The following is a 14,694-nucleotide window of genomic DNA, read 5'->3' on the forward strand; positions in this document are numbered from 1 at the left end:
CGCCGCCGGCACAGGCACGGGTCAGTCCTCGAAGACCGGGGTCCGCTTCTCCTTGCGCGCGGCGACGGCCTCCTCGAAGTTGCGCGTCATCAGCCGCACGAGCAGCTGCCCGCTGCCCTCGGCCTGCATGTGCTGCTCGAGGCTGCTGGCGTCCAGCGAGCCCCACAGGGTCTTCTTGGTGAGCTCGACACCGGGCCGGCTCCACCGGGTGATCGACGCCGCGACCTCGAGGGCCGCCTCGACGGCCTTCCCGCCGTCCACGACGCGCGACACCAGCCCGATCCGGTCGGCCTCGTCGGCGTGGACGTCGCGTCCGGTCAGCATGATCTCGGCGGCCCGCGAGTGACCGATGGCGCGGGGGAGCAGGTAGGACAGCCCCAGCTCGGAGGCGGTCAGGCCGTTGTTGATCCCCGCTGCGCGGAAGTACGCCGACTCCGCCGCGACCCGCACGTCACAGGCCAGCGCGAGGCAGAGCCCGCCGCCGATGGCCGGGCCGTTGACGGCGGCGATGACCGGCTGGTGCAGCCGGCGCAGCGTCAGGATGAGGTCGTCCAGGATCTCCATGGCCCGCAGCGCCACCGACACGGCGGTCAGCCCGCCGATGTTCGGCATGCGCCCTCGCTCGCCGCTCTGGTCGGCGCCCGAGCAGAAGGCGCCACCGGCGCCGGTGAGCACGATCGCGCGCACGCTGTTGTCGTCGCCAAGGGCCTGCAGCCGCTCGCGCAGCGGCACCATCACGTCGAACGCCATCGAGTTCATCCGCTCGGGGCGGTTGAGCGTGACGACGGCGACGTCCTCGCGCTTCTCGACGAGGACGAACTCGCCGTCCGGCATCAGTTGCTCGGCTTCTCGGCGCCGACCACCCACATGGAGAAGAACTGCGAGCCGCCGCCGTAGGCATGGCCGAGCGCCCGGCGTACGCCGTCCACCTGGTGCTCGCCCGCCATGCCGCGCACCTGCAGGGCGGCCTCGCCGAAGCGGAGCATCCCCGAGGCGCCGATCGGGTTGGAGGAGAGCACGCCGCCCGAGCAGTTGATCGGCAGCTTGCCGGTCATCGCGGTCTCGCCGGCCTCGGTGAGCTTCCAGCCCTCGCCCTCGGGGGTGAAGCCGAGGTTCTCGATCCACATCGGCTCGAACCACGAGAACGGCACGTAGATCTCGGCCGCGTCGATCTCCTCGAGCGGGTTGGTGATGCCGGTCTGCTTCCAGAGGTACGCCGCGGCGTCGCGACCCGCCTGCGGGTTGACCTGGTCGCGCTCGGCCGCGGAGGTGGGCTCGGACCGCATGACGGTGCCGTGGATCCAGGCCGGCGTGTGCTCGCCGCCGACGACGTCCTCGGCGGCGATGACGAGCGCGCAGGCGCCGTCGGAGGAGGGGCAGGTCTCGTCGTACCGGATCGGGTCCCACAGCATCTGCGAGGCCATCACCGACTCGACCGTGGTGCCCTCGTTGTGGAGGTGGGCGTAGGGGTTCTTGAGCGCGTTGTTGCGGTCCTTGGCCGCGACGATCGCGCCGATGTGGCGCGGTGCGCCCGAGCGGCGGATGTAGGAGCGGACGTGCGGCGCGAAGTAGCCGCCGGCGCCGGCGTGCACCGGCATCACGAACGGCACGGGCACCGAGAGCGCCCACATCGCGTTGGACTCCGACTGCTTCTCGAACGCCACGGTCAGGACGCGCTTGTGCACACCGCTCTGCACGAGCGACGCCGCCACGATCGCGGTCGAGCCGCCGACCGAGCCGGCCGTGTGCACGCGCAGCAGCGGCTTGCCGGCCGCGCCGAGCGCCTCGGCGAGGTAGAGCTCGGGCATCATCACGCCCTCGAACAGGTCGGGCGCCTTGCCGACCACGATCGCGTCGACGTCGTCGAGGGTCAGGCCGGCGTCGACGAGCGCGCGGTCCATCGCCTCGCGGCAGAGTCCCGCCATGGAGACGTCCTCGCGCTTCGCGCGGTGGTGGGTCTGGCCCACACCGATGACTGCTGCGGGGATCTTGCTCATCGGGCTGCTCCGTCCATCACGCACACGAGGTTCTGCTGCAGGGCCGGTCCGCTGGTCGCGGTCGCCAGCGCCTTGTCCGACGAGCCGTCCCAGATCCGGCGAGCGGCCTCGCCGATCCGGATCGCGCCGCCGGTGAACATCGGGTTGGCCGCGAGGGGGCCGCCCGACGGGTTGATCCGTACGTCGTCCGCGAGACCGAGCGCCGAGCGCAGGATCAGCTCCTGGTGGCTGAACGGGGCGTGCAGCTCGGCGGTGTCGATGCCGGCCGCTCCGCCGGCCGCGGCGCCGGCCCGCGTCGCGGAGCCGGAGGTGGTGAGGTCGCGGGTGCCGAGGTGCAGGCCGTCGGCGTTGTGCGCCAGCCCGGTGATCCAGGCCGGCCGCTCCCGCACCTCGCGGGCGCGGTCACCGGCGGCGAGCACGATCGCGGCGGCGCCGTCGGTGACCGGCGAGGCGTCGTGCTTGCGCAGCGGGTCGGCGAACATCGGCCGCGCGAGGAGGTCCTCGACCGAGGACCCGCCGGCGCGCACGGCGTACTCGTTCTTCTCCGCGTCGGTGAGCGAGCGGTTGACGACCTCGGCCATCGCGCGCTCGTCCCAGAGGCCCGCGTCGATGCCGAGGCGTGCCTGGAGGGCGGCGATGGAGACGGTGTCGGGCCAGAGCGGCGTCATCGTGTACGGGTCGAGCTGCAGCGCCAGCGTGCGGCGCAGGATGCCCGCGGACGCCTTGCCGAAGCCGAACACGAGGGCCGTGTCGACCTCGCCGGACTGGATCTTGAGCCACGCCTCGTAGAGCGCCCACGCGGCGTCCATCTCGACGTGCGACTCGTTGACCGGCGGGATCACGCCGATCGCGTCGATCGCGGAGACGAACGAGAAGGACCGTCCGGCCAGGTAGTCCGAGGAGCCGGAGCACCAGAAGCCGATGTCCTTCTTGGTCCAGCCCGTCTGGTCGTAGCACTCCTTGAAGATCGGGATCAGCAGCTCGGCACAGGTCGGCGACCCGTCGAAGTCCTGCATCTGTCGCTGGGCAAAGCCCACAACGGCAACGTCGCGCATGTCAGCCCCTCAGAGGTGGTGCTTGTAGGTGTCGAAGTCCGCGTCCGGGTCCCCGGTGGGCGCGAAGTGGCTGATGTTCTCGATCGAGGTGCCCCACTCGTCACGGGGCTTCCACACCGCCTTGACCCGCAGGCCCATCCGGACCTCCTCGGCCGGGATGTCGAGGATCAGGTGCTGCAGCGCGATGTCGGCGCCGTCGAGCAGCACGTAGGCGCTCACGTAGGGAGGAGCGATCTTCTGCCCGAGGAACGGCACGTTGACGATGCAGTACGTCGTCACCGTGCCGGTGTCGCTGAGCTCGACCTCCTCGACGGTGGCCACGCCGTCGACCGGGCAGGCCGGCCGCGGCGGCACGTAGACCTTCTGGCAGGTCGGGCAGCGCTGACCGAGGATCCGGCCCTCCGCCAGGCCGCGGAAGAACGCGGACTCCTCGGGGGAGGCGGCGTAGGTGTAGTCCAGGCTGGTCGGCGTGACGATGCCCGTGACCGGCTCCGCAAAATTCGCTGGTTGAGTAGCCGCCGAGGAACGAGGCGGCGTATCGACACCATCCGGCTCGAACACCAGGTCCGTGACCATGCCGGACCGCTCGTCCGCCCAGCGCGCACGGACCCGCATCCCGGTCGACATGTTCGAGGCCGAAGCGACGTCGACGGCGTGCAGCCAGGGCGTGTCAGCGCCGTCGATGGTCACCAGCGCGAAGGCGAAGGGCCGGTCGAACGGCTGCCCGGCGACGGGCTCGCTCACCCAGGTCCACGAGGTCACGACACCGGTGTCGGGGAGGTCGACGAAGTCGGCGGTCGCCGCGTGGGTGACGGGGTCGTACTCCGGAGGGGGGACGACGACCCGCCCGTCGCTCAGCCGCGCGCCGACGATGCGGCGCTCGCGGAGTCCGGTAAGAAAGCGCCCGAGGACAGGGCCGACGGAACGGGTGTAGTCGAAGGACACCGTCACAGGTGCCGACAAGGTCCGGCTCATGACACCAAGTAGAACACGTTCTATTATTCGGTTTCAACGACCAACCGCCGATGGTCTCGAGACAGTTGCCGTGCAACGGCCTCGACCGACGAAGGGAATCAACAGATGAAGCTCGGACTGCAGCTCGGCTACTGGGGCGCACAGCCGCCGACGGGTGTGGCGGAGCTCGTCGCCGCGGCCGAGGAGGCCGGTTGGGACGCCATCTTCACCGCGGAGGCGTGGGGGAGTGACGCGTTCACCCCGCTGGCCTGGTGGGGTCGCGAGACCTCGCGCGTGCGCCTCGGGACCAGCATCGTGCAGATGTCCGGCCGCGCGCCGACCTCGATCGCGATGCATGCGCTGACGCTGGACCACCTCAGCAACGGCCGCCTGATCCTGGGCATGGGCGTGAGTGGGCCGCAGGTCGTCGAGGGCTGGTACGGCGCTCCCTTCGAGAAGCCGTTGGCCCGCACGCGCGAGGTGGTCTCGATCATCCGCAAGGTGCTGGCGCGGGAGGAGAAGGTCACCAACGACGGTCCGCACCACCCGCTGCCGTACGACGGCCCGGGCGCTGTCGGCCTCGGCAAGCCGCTCAAGCCGATCGTGCACCCGCTGCGTGCGGACATCCCGATCTGGCTCGGTGCCGAGGGGCCCAAGAACGTGGCCCAGACCGCGGAGATCGCCGACGGCTGGATCCCGATCTTCTACACGCCCAGGAGCGCGGCGATGTACCAGCCGTGGCTCGACGAGGGCTTCGCCCGTCCGGGCGCGCGGCGTACGCGTGCCGACTTCGAGATCGCCGCCACCTGCCACCTCCAGGTGGTCGAGGACGAGGCCGAGAAGCAGGCCGTCCTCGACTTCATGAAGCAGTTCGTCGCGCTGTACATGGGCGGGATGGGGGCGAAGGACCAGAACTTCCACACCCAGGTCTTCGCCCGGATGGGCTACGAGGACCTCGCCGCGCGAGTGCAGGACCTCTACCTCTCCGGCCAGAAGGAGGAGGCTGCCGCGCTCATCCCGACCGAGCTGGTCGACGACATGCACATCGTCGGTACGGCGGACGAGGTCCGTGCCAAGGTCAAGGACTGGGAGGCGACGGGGGTCACCACGCTGCTCATCACCTGCCAGAGCGCCGACGAGGTGCGCCAGGTGGCGGAGGTGCTCGCCTGACCGCTCGGCTCAGGCGCTGGGCGGGATGATCTCGGCGCCGGGGCCGAAGAGCTCGCGGAGCTCGGTGTGCTCGGCGAGCGGGATGCCCAGGTCGCCGGCGAAGCCCTGGATCTGGAACCAGATCGAGCGCGAGAGCGTGGCGACGACGACCTTCTGGCTCAGCACGCCGTCGGGCGTGCGTGCCCAGTGCTCGACCATGCCGCGTGCCTGGGCGATGACGCCGTAGACCATCGGCTCGAGGAGCTGGGGGTCGATCACGACCTCGCTGGCCAGCAGGCCGGCGGCGAACCGGATCACGGCCATCACTCGGCTGGCGAGGAGGTCGATGCCCTTGGCCGCCTCGCTGATGTCGCCGTCGCCGAGGTCGCGGGTCGCCGCGAGGTAGAGCTTGGGGTTGTCGGCGACCCAGCCGACGTACGCCGCGACGCCGCGCTCGATGATGTCCGGGATCGTGCCCTCGAGGTTCAGGCCGGCGGTGATGGCGTCGTACATCTGCTCGACGAGGCGGCGCTGGACCGTGCGGTTGAGCTCCTCGCGACCGTTGAAGTGGCGGTAGACGACCGTGCGGACGAGGCCCGCGCGATCGGCGATCTCCTGGACCTTCGGCTCCACGCCCTCGGGTGCGTCCTGGATCGCCGCGATCGCGGCCTCGACGATCAGGTCGTGCCGGGTCGCGTTGTGCGCGTCCCAGCGCGCAGCGCGGCGGGGCGGGAAGACGTCGGACACGCGCACATAGTAGTGGCGCGGGTCACCTAGCGTTCGGCGGCTGCCCGCGTGATGCTCTCGGCGTCCACCAGCTTGACCCGCGGCCGTCCCGCAGCCTGGCCCGCGGCGCGCTCCGCCGCGGCGATGCGCTGCCAGCCGGCGAGGTCGATCGCGTCGACCGTCGGCGGAGCGGACGTCGGCGCGGTGAGCAGGCCGGCAGCGGCGTCGGCGAGCAGCGAGGCGACGGTCTCCTCGGCGTCGGTCTTGTTCGTCCCGATGAACCCGTTCGGCCCGCGCTTGATCCAGCCGGCGACGTAGGTGCCGGGCTCGACGCGTCCCGCGTCGTTGGGCACGACGGCCCGCTCCTCGTCGAACGGGAGGTCGGCGACCGGGCGAGCGCGGTAGCCGATGGACCGGACGACCAGGCCGGCGTCGATGACCTCACCGGTCTGCTTCAGCTCGACACCGCTCACCTTGTCCTGGCCCATCACCCGGTCGACCTCGGCGTTGAAGCGGAAGACGATCCGGCGGTTGTCGCCACCGTGGGACGCGCGCCCGGCAAGCGTGGCCAGCTGCCTCGTCTTCGCGGTCGTGTCGGGCATGTCGCCCTCGACGACGATGTCGATGCCGTCCTCGCCCGCGAGGCCGATGAGCTCGGGCAGCGTGAACGCGGCGTGCTCGGGCCCGCGGCGCCCGAGGACCACGACCTCCTTGATTCGCGAGTCGCGCAGCGCCGTCAGCGCGACGTCGCTGATCTCGGTGCCGGCCAGGTGCGCGGTCGGCACGGTGAGGACCCGCGCGACATCCAGCGCCACGTTGCCGTTGCCGATGATGACGGCCCGCTCGGAGGACAGGTCGACCTCGTCGTGGGCGTGCTCGAGGTGGCCGTTGTACCAGGCGACGAGGTCGGTGGCGGACACGCTGCCGGTCAGGTCCTCACCGGGTACGCCGAGGCGGCGATCCGTCGCGGCACCGACCGAGTAGAGGACGGCGTCGTACGCCGAGGCCAGCTCCGCGTGGGTGATGTCCTTGCCGACCTCGACGCCGAGGCGGTAGTCGAACCCGGCCTCCCGCTCGATCTTCGCGAACAGCTCCTGCGCCTGCTTGGTGCGGGTGTGGTCGGGAGCGACGCCGGCGCGGACCAGTCCGTGGGGCGTGGGCAGCCGGTCGTAGACGTGCACCGTCATGCCGGGGACCTTGAGCAGCTCGTCGGCCGCGTACAGGCCGGCCGGCCCGGCTCCGACGATCGCGACCCGCAGCGTGCCGACGCCGGTGTAGTCCTTCTTGGGCACCAGGGCCAGGGGAGTGCGGTCGGCGTGCGGCTCCTCGACGAAGTACGCCGTGTTGAGCTCGACGAACGGGAGCTGGTCGGGCGTCAGGCGCTCGACGTGGTCGATCGCGCCGACGGGGCACGCCGTCGTGCAGGCACCGCAGTCCACGCACACCGCTGCGTCGATGTAGAGCATCTCGGCGGTGCCGAACCCGGGCTCGCCCGGCGCCGGGTGGATGCAGTTCACCGGGCAGGCCAGGACGCAGGACGCGTCGGCGCAGCAGGACTGGGTCACGACGTGAGGCATGGGCGTACGGTACCCGCTACAGGGTGTAGCGCTTGCAGGTTCCCCTGTGATCTGGGACGCGTCAACGCCCATGGGTACTGAGCTGCGGCGTACGACAGTGTTCTGCGACACGCTGTAGCGCTAGCCCTTGTGCAAGCAGTTGACCGCTGCGTAACCTGCCGTTCATGACCGCCGTGACCGTCAAGGATGACGTTGCCTACCGCGAGCTGCTCCGCACCCTCTCCGAGGGCTCGGTGCACACCAACTTCGAGGCCTTCGTCGACATCGCGTGGGACGACCCGGCGTACGCCGTCGTCCCCGACGACGACCGTTGGATCCTGCCGGCCGAGATGCCGATCGGACGCCACCCCTGGTACACCTCGCTCCCGCGTGAGCGCCAGATCGAGGTCGGCATGGCCTACCAGGCGCAGCTGGCCAAGGTCGGCCTGCAGTTCGAGAGCGTCCTCATCCGTGGCGTCATGGAGTACGTCTTCAAGCTGGACAACCAGGACCCCGAGTACCGGTACCTCATGCACGAGGTGACGGAGGAGACCCACCACACCCAGATGTTCCAGGAGCTGGTCAACCGGATCGGCGCCGACGTCAAGGGTGCGCGCAAGGGCCTCAAGGCGCTCAACTCCCTCGCGGCGCTCTTCGGTGGCTGGCTGCCGGAGATCTTCTTCACCGGCGTCCTCGCCGGCGAGGAGCCGATCGACCACATCCAGAAGGCCGTGCTGCGCGGCGCCGCCTCGACGGACATGCACCCGCTGATGGTGCGCGTCATGCAGATCCACGTCGCCGAGGAGGCGCGGCACATCTCCTTCGCGCACGCCTACCTCAAGCGCACCGCCGGCGAGCTGCCGCGCTGGCGCCGGGCGCTGCTCTCGGTCGTGTTCCCGATCGTGATGCGGGTCCTGGGCGACGCGATCATGAAGCCGACGCCGGAGTTCTGCAAGGCGTACGGCATCCCCAAGAGCGTCATCGACGAGATGTACTGGGACAGCGCCGAGGGCCGCAAGCTCCAGCGCGACCTGTTCGCCGACGTGCGCACCCTCGCCGAGGAGGCCGGTCTGATGAACAAGGCCTCCCGCCGGCTCTGGAAGGCCTTGAAGATCGACGGCCGTCCCGCGCGCTATCGCAGCGAACCCGCCCCCATCGCCGCCTGAACAGGACTAGGTTTCTCGCATGCTGAAGCACGAGATCATCGGCTCCGGCGAGCCCCTGGTGCTGGTCCACGGGATCAGCCACCGACGACAGGGTTGGTACCCGGTCGCCGAGCAGCTCGCCGAGCACCGCACCGTGGTCCTGTTCGATCTCCCCGGCCACGGTGAGTCGCACGACCTGGTCACCAACGGCCGTCCCATCATCGACGTCCTCCATGACGAGCTGGTCGGCTTCTTCGACGGGCTCGGCCTGGACCGGCCGCACATCGCCGGCAACTCGCTCGGCGGACGGATCGCCCTCGAGGCGGCAGCCGACGACCTGGTCGCCAGCGCGACGGCGCTGTCGCCGGCGGGCTTCTGGAAGGACGGCGGTCTCCAGTTCCGCTACACCAAGGCGCTGTTCGCCACGGTGATCCGGATCAACCAGCTGACCAGCCGGTTCACCCCGGTGATCGCCCGCAGCGACCTCGGCCGGCAGGCCGCGCTGGCCTGGCTGCACACGCACGGCTCGAACGTGTCACCCGAGGCGTTCCTCGGTGATGCGCGCGCCATGTTGCGTGCGCGGCCCGCGCTGAAGGAGATCATCAACCAGCCCTCCGTGATGGATCGACCGATCCCCGCGCACGTCCCCGTCACGATCGCCTGGGCGCAGCACGACCGCGTGCTGCCGCCCTCGCAGGCGAAGCGTGCCGCGCTCCAGTACCCCGACGCCGAGCACGTCATGATGTCCGGCGTCGGCCACGTGCCGATGCCCGACGACCCGTCCCTCGTCGTCGAGGTGCTGCTGCAGGGCAGCAGCCGCGGCGGCAGCCAGCAGGAAGAAGTCGCATGAGCCAGTTCACCGCGGAGGTCGATGTCCTCGTCGTCGGCGCCGGTCTCTCCGGAATCGGCGTCGCCGCCCACCTGGCGCGCGACAACGCGGACCAGTCGGTCGTGATCCTCGAGCGTCGCCAGGCCATCGGCGGCACGTGGGACCTGTTCCGATACCCGGGCGTGCGGTCGGACTCCGACATGTACACCTTCGGCTACGACTTCAAGCCGTGGCACGGCACGAAGGTCCTGGCCGACGGCGCGAGCATCCGCGGTTACGTCGAGGAGACGGCACGCGAGAACGGCCTGACCGACAAGATCCGCTTCGGCCGCCGCGTCGTCCGCGCCGAGTTCTCCTCCGAGACCGGCCGCTGGACCGTGACCGCGCAGACTGAGGACGGCGGCACCGAGACCTACTCCGCCCGCTTCCTGTCCGGTTGCACCGGCTACTACGACTACGACAACGGCTTCCGGCCGTCGTTCCCCGGCGAGGAGTCCTTCGAGGGGCAGCTCGTCCACCCCCAGTTCTGGCCCGAGAACCTTGACTACGCGGGCAAGCGCGTCGTGGTCATCGGCTCCGGCGCCACGGCCATCACCCTGGTGCCCGCGATGGCGACCGGTCCGGGCGCGGCCGAGCACGTCACCATGCTGCAGCGGTCGCCGACGTACGTCGTCACCGTGCCCTCCCAGGACCCCGTCGCGGGTCTGCTGGAGAAGGCCAAGGTCCCGCCCGCGGCTCGCTACAAGATCGGGCGGGCGCGCAACGTCGCCCTGCAGCGCGGCATGTACAAGCTGTCCAAGAGCCGTCCTGCCGCCGCCCGCAAGGTGGTCCTCGCCGGCATCAAGGCCCAGCTTGGCAAGAAGGTCGACCTCAAGCACTTCTCACCGTCGTACAACCCGTGGGACCAGCGCCTCTGCGTCGTGCCCGACGGCGACCTGTTCAAGGTGCTCAAGTCGCACAAGGCCGACATCATCACCGACCGCATCGAGTCCTTCACGCCCACGGGCATCAGGCTCCAGAGCGGTCAGGAGATCGAGGCCGACATCGTGATCACCGCGACCGGGCTGCAGATCCAGCTGTTCGGTGGCGCGGAGATGGTCGTCGACGGCGAGGTCGTCGAGACGCACGACCGGCTCTTCTACAAGGGCACGCTCTTCTCCGGCGTGCCGAACGCGATGTTCGTCATTGGCTACACCAACGCGTCCTGGACCCTCAAGGCCGATCTGCTGGCGCGCTTCTTCAGCCGGCTCGTGACGCGGATGTCGAAGCGACCCGACGAGTACTACACGGTCGAGGCCGACGCGGACGCCTACTCCGAGCACTCGATCATGGGTGAGTCGCTGAACTCGGGCTACATCCAGCGCGGCGACGCGATCATGCCCCGCCAGGGCACGCGCGCGCCGTTCAAGCAGCTCGACAGCTACTACGCCGACGCCAAGCAGATGCGGCCCGACCCGGACGCCGACGGCGCCCTGACGTTCCGCAAGGTGGGGCAGCCCGTCAACGGCGTGCCGGTTGCCGCTGAGTAGAACACGTTCTAGTCTTGGCGCGTGACTGACCTCATCCGGACCGGCACGCACAACGGGCACCTCATGGTCGCCGCTCTCAAGCGGCACCGCGACCGCCCGGTGATCCACCTCGGCGACGTCACCCTCACGGGTGGCGAGGTCGCCGAGCGGATCAGCCAGTACATCCAGGCCTTCGAGTCAGTGGGCGCCGGCACGGGCAGTGCCGGCGCCCTGCTGGCGTTGAACCGACCCGAGGTGCTGTTCATCCTCGGCGCGGGGCAGACGCAGGGCTTCCGGCGTACGTCGCTGCACCCGCTCGGGTCGGCCGACGACCACGCGTACGTCATCAACGACGCCGGCATCGGCTACCTCATCGTCGACCCGTACTTCGCCGACCGTGCGGTCGAGCTGCTGGAGAAGTGCCCGGGCCTCCAGCAGGTCCTGACCATCGGTCCGGTGCCGGCGGCGCTGGAGGGGCGGGCGATCGACCTCACGGCCGTGGCCGCCGAGTTCGAGCCGGGGCCGCTCGCCGCCGCCGTCCTCGAACCGGATCACGTCACCTCGATCACCTACACCGGCGGGACCACCGGCAAGCCCAAAGGCGTCGTCGGCACCGTCCGGGCGTTCTCGGCGATGGCCCAGATCCAGATGGCGGAGTGGGAGTGGCCGGCCGAGCCGCGCTTCTTGATGTGCACGCCGCTCTCGCACGCCGGCGCCGCCTTCTTCGTCCCCGTGGTCATCAAGGGCGGCACGCTGTTCGTCTCGGCCCGGTTCGACCCGGCCGAGGTGCTGGCCACGATCGAGGCGAAGCGGATCAACTCGTTGATGGTCGTGCCGACGATGCTCTACGCCCTCATGGACCACCCGGACTCCCGCACGCGCGACCTGTCCTCGCTGGAGACGGTCTACTACGGCGCGTCCGCGATCAACCCGGTCCGCCTCAAGGAGGCGATCGAGCGGTTCGGCCCGATCTTCGCGCAGTACTACGGCCAGTCCGAGGCGCCGATGGTGATCTCCTACTTCCCGAAGAGCGAGCACGTGCTCCCCTCGGGTGAGGTCGCCGAGCACCGGTTGACGTCCTGCGGCCGGCCGTCGGCGTACCTCCGGACCGCGCTGCTCGACGACACCGGTACGCCGGTGAAGGCTGGTGAGCCGGGGGAGATCTGCGTGGCCGGACCGCTGCTGGCCGACGGCTACTGGAACCTGCCCGAGCCGACTGCCGAGACCTTCCGCGACGACGGCTGGATGCACACCGGCGACGTCGCACGCGAGGACGAGGACGGCTTCTGGTACATCGTCGACCGCACCAAGGACATGATCGTGACGGGTGGCTTCAACGTCTTCCCCCGCGAGGTCGAGGACGTCGTCGCGACCCACCCCGTGGTCGCCCAGGTCGGCGTGATCGGCACGCCCCACGAGAAGTTCGGCGAGGCGGTCACGGCCGTCGTCGTGCTGCGCGACGGCGCCGAGCTGACCGATGGGACCGTCGCGGAGATCCAGGCGATGGTCAAGGAGCGCAAGGGCTCGGTCCACGTCCCCAAGGACGTGATCGCCGTCGACGCGCTGCCCCTCACCGGCCTCGGCAAGCCCGACAAGAAGGCGCTGCGCGCGATGTTCTGGACGGGTGAGCGCTCGGTCGGCTGACCGGTCTCAGCACGCCGTGGATAGCGTGGGGGCGTGACGGATCTCGTCGTCGGGTTCGACCTCGACATGACCCTCATCGACACGGTGCCCGGGTTCCGGGACGTCCTGCTCGCGCTCGGTGCCGAGCTGGACGTCGAGCTTCCGGTCGACGAGATGACGAGCAAGCTCGGTCCGCCGCTGGAGATGCTGCTGGAGCCGTACCTGGCCCGCGACCGGATCCCTGCCGCGGGTGAGCGCTTCCGAGCGCTCTACCCCGACCACGCGATCGCCCGGGTCCCGGTGCTGCCAGGCGCGCACGAGGCCATCGCCGCCGTACGCCGCCGTGGCGGCCGGGTCATCGTCGTGACCGGCAAGTTCGCGGCGAACGCCCAGCTGCACGTCGACCACACCGGTCTCGACATCGACCTGCTCGAGGGCTGGGTGTGGGGCGTCGGCAAGGCCGACGCGCTGCGCCGCGAGGGCGCGTCGATCTACGTCGGTGACCATGTCCACGACGTCGAGGGCGCACTGGCGGCCGGCGTCACGAGCGTGTCGGTGCTGACGGGCGGCTGCACCCGCGACGAGCTGCTCGACGCGGGCACGCACGTCGTGCTCGAGACCTTGACGGAGTTCCCCGCCTGGCTCGACTCCCACCTGGCCTGAGGGTGCGCAGCGTGGCCGGGTCCGGCTCGGTGGGACGGACGTCCAGGAGCGGGGATAGGGGTGCACGCGGTCACTTGCATGCATGCAAGCAAGTGGCGGTCGGCGCGTTCTTGCATGCATGCAAGCAAGTGGCGGTCGGCGCGTTCTTGCATGCATGCAAGCAAGTGACCGCCGGCGCCTCCTTGCATGCATGCAAGCAAGGACGTCGAAGGGGGATGACGGAGCGGCGGTTCGGTGTGGTCGCAGCTTCCTCGCGAAGGAACGTGATCGGCTCGATCAGGCTGGGAGGCGGTCCAGCACGAGGTTGGCCAGCCGGACCATCTCCTCGACCTGGGCGACGGAGAGGTCCGTCCCCTGTCGCACGACCACCAGCGACATGCCGTCGAAGTGGAAGCCGACCTTCGGGTCCTTGGCCAGCTCGGCGCGCACGGTCCCATCGAGCAGCAGGGGTGCCAGCTCGGGGAGGTCGGCGCGCACGACGTAGGCCCTGTCGAACGACTGGTCGCCGATCTCGATGTCGCCACCGTGCGCGAGGTTGCTCAACGCGTGCGTGATGGTGCCGGCCGGTCGTACCTCGAACGTCGGAGCGGGCCTGCCGAGCCACATGGCGACGACGCGGTGGTACGACGTGTGGCTGCTGCTGGCTGCGGACCCGGCGGCGCTGTTGCTCATGCCGCTGCTCCATGACCGGAGCACGAAGGCCGTCCATGGCCGCTCGGCGGTCCTGCTGGTCACCACCATCTGCGCGCTCAGGCTGCCTCGGTCGAACGGCGCGAGGTGGAACTGCCGCGGAAGCTTGCCGTCCTCCTCACGGAACTCGCAGCCGTGCTCCGCGGCCCACGCGGGGAGCTCGCGGAGGTCCCGCTTGCGGCGCAGGACGGCGCGCGTGAAGCCCTGCACGAAGTAGACCATCAGGCCGAGCCAGAGCGCCCCGAAGATCCCGAGGAAGACGTACATGAGCACGGCTGGACGTTAACCCAGCACAGCCGTCGCGGCGGCGTACGAAACGCGTCAGGGGGTGACGTGCCGGGAGTCGTAGCCCTTCTCCCACGGGCCGAGCGAGAGGTCGACGACGCCGCCGAGCAGGATCGCGCCGGTGCCGAGCAGGAGGAACAGGACGATGGCGGGGCCGGTCGAGCCGTCGCTGAGAGCGATGTAGTAGATCACCGTGGCGACACCGGTGGCCGCGACGATCAGGCCGAGGACGACTCGGATGGGCTTGGTCAGCGTCAGGTGCTGACGGCCCCAGATCACGCCCGCGGCGAGCAGGATCATCACGCCGCACCACCAGGCCCCCATCGCAGCCATCGCGGGCCAGGCGTGCCAGAAGTCGCCGGAGGTGGCTTCCTGGTAGACCCACAGGACGACGGCCGGTGCGACCAGGCCGAGGATCCAGACGACGGCGAAGATGGCGAGGGCGCGCAGGCCCCCGAGGGCGTGGCCGCCGACGCTGATGCTGCGTGAGTTCGTCACGAGTCGGACACTAGCG

14 protein-coding genes are annotated in these 14,694 nt (G+C 70.1%); 6 read left to right on the plus strand and 8 right to left on the minus strand.

The features are described 5' to 3' along the window. Positions 1-21: 21 nt before the first annotated feature. The 4 genes from ACYVJ3_RS06465 to ACYVJ3_RS06480 are packed head-to-tail and all read right to left on the minus strand — an operon-like array spanning position 22 to position 4,027. The gene (locus tag ACYVJ3_RS06465) at positions 22-834 is read right to left on the minus strand and encodes an enoyl-CoA hydratase (protein WP_460851814.1); all 813 of its coding nucleotides are present in this window, start codon (positions 832-834) and stop codon (positions 22-24) included. Next, on the minus strand, positions 834-1,997 hold the full coding sequence (locus ACYVJ3_RS06470) for a thiolase domain-containing protein (RefSeq protein WP_460851816.1): 1,164 nt from the start codon (positions 1,995-1,997) through the stop codon (positions 834-836). The genes ACYVJ3_RS06465 and ACYVJ3_RS06470 overlap by 1 nt, the downstream gene beginning before the upstream one ends. After that, positions 1,994-3,052 carry a thiolase domain-containing protein gene (locus ACYVJ3_RS06475; RefSeq protein ID WP_460851817.1) on the minus strand — a complete coding sequence of 353 codons (1,059 nt, stop codon included), beginning with the start codon at positions 3,050-3,052 and terminating at the stop codon, positions 1,994-1,996. Before ACYVJ3_RS06475 ends, ACYVJ3_RS06470 begins: the two co-directional genes overlap by 4 nt. A 9-nt stretch (positions 3,053-3,061) precedes the next feature. Continuing rightward, entirely contained in the window at positions 3,062-4,027 is a 966-nt protein-coding gene (locus tag ACYVJ3_RS06480; protein WP_460851819.1) for a Zn-ribbon domain-containing OB-fold protein, read from the minus strand. Positions 4,028-4,132: 105 nt separating this feature from the next. Here ACYVJ3_RS06480 and ACYVJ3_RS06485 point away from each other — a divergent pair, with 105 nt between their 5' ends. Beyond that, positions 4,133-5,176 carry an LLM class F420-dependent oxidoreductase gene (locus tag ACYVJ3_RS06485; RefSeq protein ID WP_460851821.1) on the plus strand — a complete coding sequence of 348 codons (1,044 nt, stop codon included), beginning with the start codon at positions 4,133-4,135 and terminating at the stop codon, positions 5,174-5,176. 9 nt (positions 5,177-5,185) lie between these two features. Here ACYVJ3_RS06485 and ACYVJ3_RS06490 read toward each other — a convergent pair whose 3' ends face one another. After that, the gene (locus tag ACYVJ3_RS06490; protein ID WP_460851823.1) at positions 5,186-5,902 is read right to left on the minus strand and encodes a TetR/AcrR family transcriptional regulator; all 717 of its coding nucleotides are present in this window, start codon (positions 5,900-5,902) and stop codon (positions 5,186-5,188) included. Between the two features lie 26 nt (positions 5,903-5,928). Then, positions 5,929-7,458, minus strand: a complete 1,530-nt coding sequence (locus ACYVJ3_RS06495; RefSeq protein ID WP_460851824.1) for an FAD-dependent oxidoreductase — start codon at positions 7,456-7,458, stop codon at positions 5,929-5,931. 164 nt (positions 7,459-7,622) lie between these two features. Between ACYVJ3_RS06495 and ACYVJ3_RS06500 the strand changes: the two genes are divergently transcribed. Genes ACYVJ3_RS06500 through ACYVJ3_RS06520 form a run of 5 tightly spaced genes read left to right on the plus strand, consistent with a single transcriptional unit; the run spans position 7,623 to position 13,205 of the window. Next, positions 7,623-8,603: an AurF N-oxygenase family protein gene (locus tag ACYVJ3_RS06500; protein WP_460851825.1), complete on the plus strand. Its 981-nt coding sequence runs from the start codon at positions 7,623-7,625 to the stop codon at positions 8,601-8,603. Between the two features lie 19 nt (positions 8,604-8,622). Beyond that, entirely contained in the window at positions 8,623-9,432 is an 810-nt protein-coding gene (locus tag ACYVJ3_RS06505) for an alpha/beta fold hydrolase (protein ID WP_460851826.1), read from the plus strand. Beyond that, positions 9,429-10,940 (plus strand): flavin-containing monooxygenase, encoded by a 1,512-nt coding sequence (locus tag ACYVJ3_RS06510; protein WP_460851827.1) that lies wholly within the window; start codon positions 9,429-9,431, stop codon positions 10,938-10,940. The genes ACYVJ3_RS06505 and ACYVJ3_RS06510 overlap by 4 nt, the downstream gene beginning before the upstream one ends. Before the next feature lie 21 nt (positions 10,941-10,961). Then, complete coding sequence (gene fadD8 / locus ACYVJ3_RS06515) at positions 10,962-12,563, plus strand: fatty-acid--CoA ligase FadD8 (RefSeq protein WP_460851829.1); 1,602 nt, start codon at positions 10,962-10,964, stop codon at positions 12,561-12,563. A gap of 33 nt (positions 12,564-12,596) precedes the next feature. After that, positions 12,597-13,205 (plus strand): HAD family hydrolase, encoded by a 609-nt coding sequence (locus ACYVJ3_RS06520; protein WP_460851830.1) that lies wholly within the window; start codon positions 12,597-12,599, stop codon positions 13,203-13,205. Between the two features lie 276 nt (positions 13,206-13,481). Here the strand turns inward: ACYVJ3_RS06520 and ACYVJ3_RS06525 are convergent, their stop codons facing one another. After that, a complete protein-coding gene (locus tag ACYVJ3_RS06525; protein ID WP_460851831.1) occupies positions 13,482-14,168 on the minus strand; it encodes a hypothetical protein in 687 nt (228 codons plus the stop codon). Positions 14,169-14,216: 48 nt separating this feature from the next. Next, positions 14,217-14,678, minus strand: coding sequence for a hypothetical protein (locus tag ACYVJ3_RS06530; protein WP_460851833.1), 462 nt, complete (start codon positions 14,676-14,678; stop codon positions 14,217-14,219). Between the last annotated feature and the right edge of the window lie 16 nt (positions 14,679-14,694).

The sequence above is a fragment of the Nocardioides montaniterrae genome (genome assembly GCF_054782655.1).

What these genes read in the sequence shown, in the direction of transcription:
- ACYVJ3_RS06505 (WP_460851826.1), top strand. Translation starts at nt 8,623, where the DNA reads ATGCTGAAGCACGAGATCATCGGCTCCGGCGAGCCCCTGGTGCTGGTC.
- ACYVJ3_RS06465 (WP_460851814.1), bottom strand. Translation starts at nt 834, where the DNA reads ATGCCGGACGGCGAGTTCGTCCTCGTCGAGAAGCGCGAGGACGTCGCC.
- ACYVJ3_RS06500 (WP_460851825.1), top strand. Translation starts at nt 7,623, where the DNA reads ATGACCGCCGTGACCGTCAAGGATGACGTTGCCTACCGCGAGCTGCTC.
- ACYVJ3_RS06495 (WP_460851824.1), bottom strand. Translation starts at nt 7,458, where the DNA reads ATGCCTCACGTCGTGACCCAGTCCTGCTGCGCCGACGCGTCCTGCGTC.
- ACYVJ3_RS06470 (WP_460851816.1), bottom strand. Translation starts at nt 1,997, where the DNA reads ATGAGCAAGATCCCCGCAGCAGTCATCGGTGTGGGCCAGACCCACCAC.
- ACYVJ3_RS06475 (WP_460851817.1), bottom strand. Translation starts at nt 3,052, where the DNA reads ATGCGCGACGTTGCCGTTGTGGGCTTTGCCCAGCGACAGATGCAGGAC.
- ACYVJ3_RS06485 (WP_460851821.1), top strand. Translation starts at nt 4,133, where the DNA reads ATGAAGCTCGGACTGCAGCTCGGCTACTGGGGCGCACAGCCGCCGACG.
- ACYVJ3_RS06510 (WP_460851827.1), top strand. Translation starts at nt 9,429, where the DNA reads ATGAGCCAGTTCACCGCGGAGGTCGATGTCCTCGTCGTCGGCGCCGGT.
- ACYVJ3_RS06480 (WP_460851819.1), bottom strand. Translation starts at nt 4,027, where the DNA reads ATGAGCCGGACCTTGTCGGCACCTGTGACGGTGTCCTTCGACTACACC.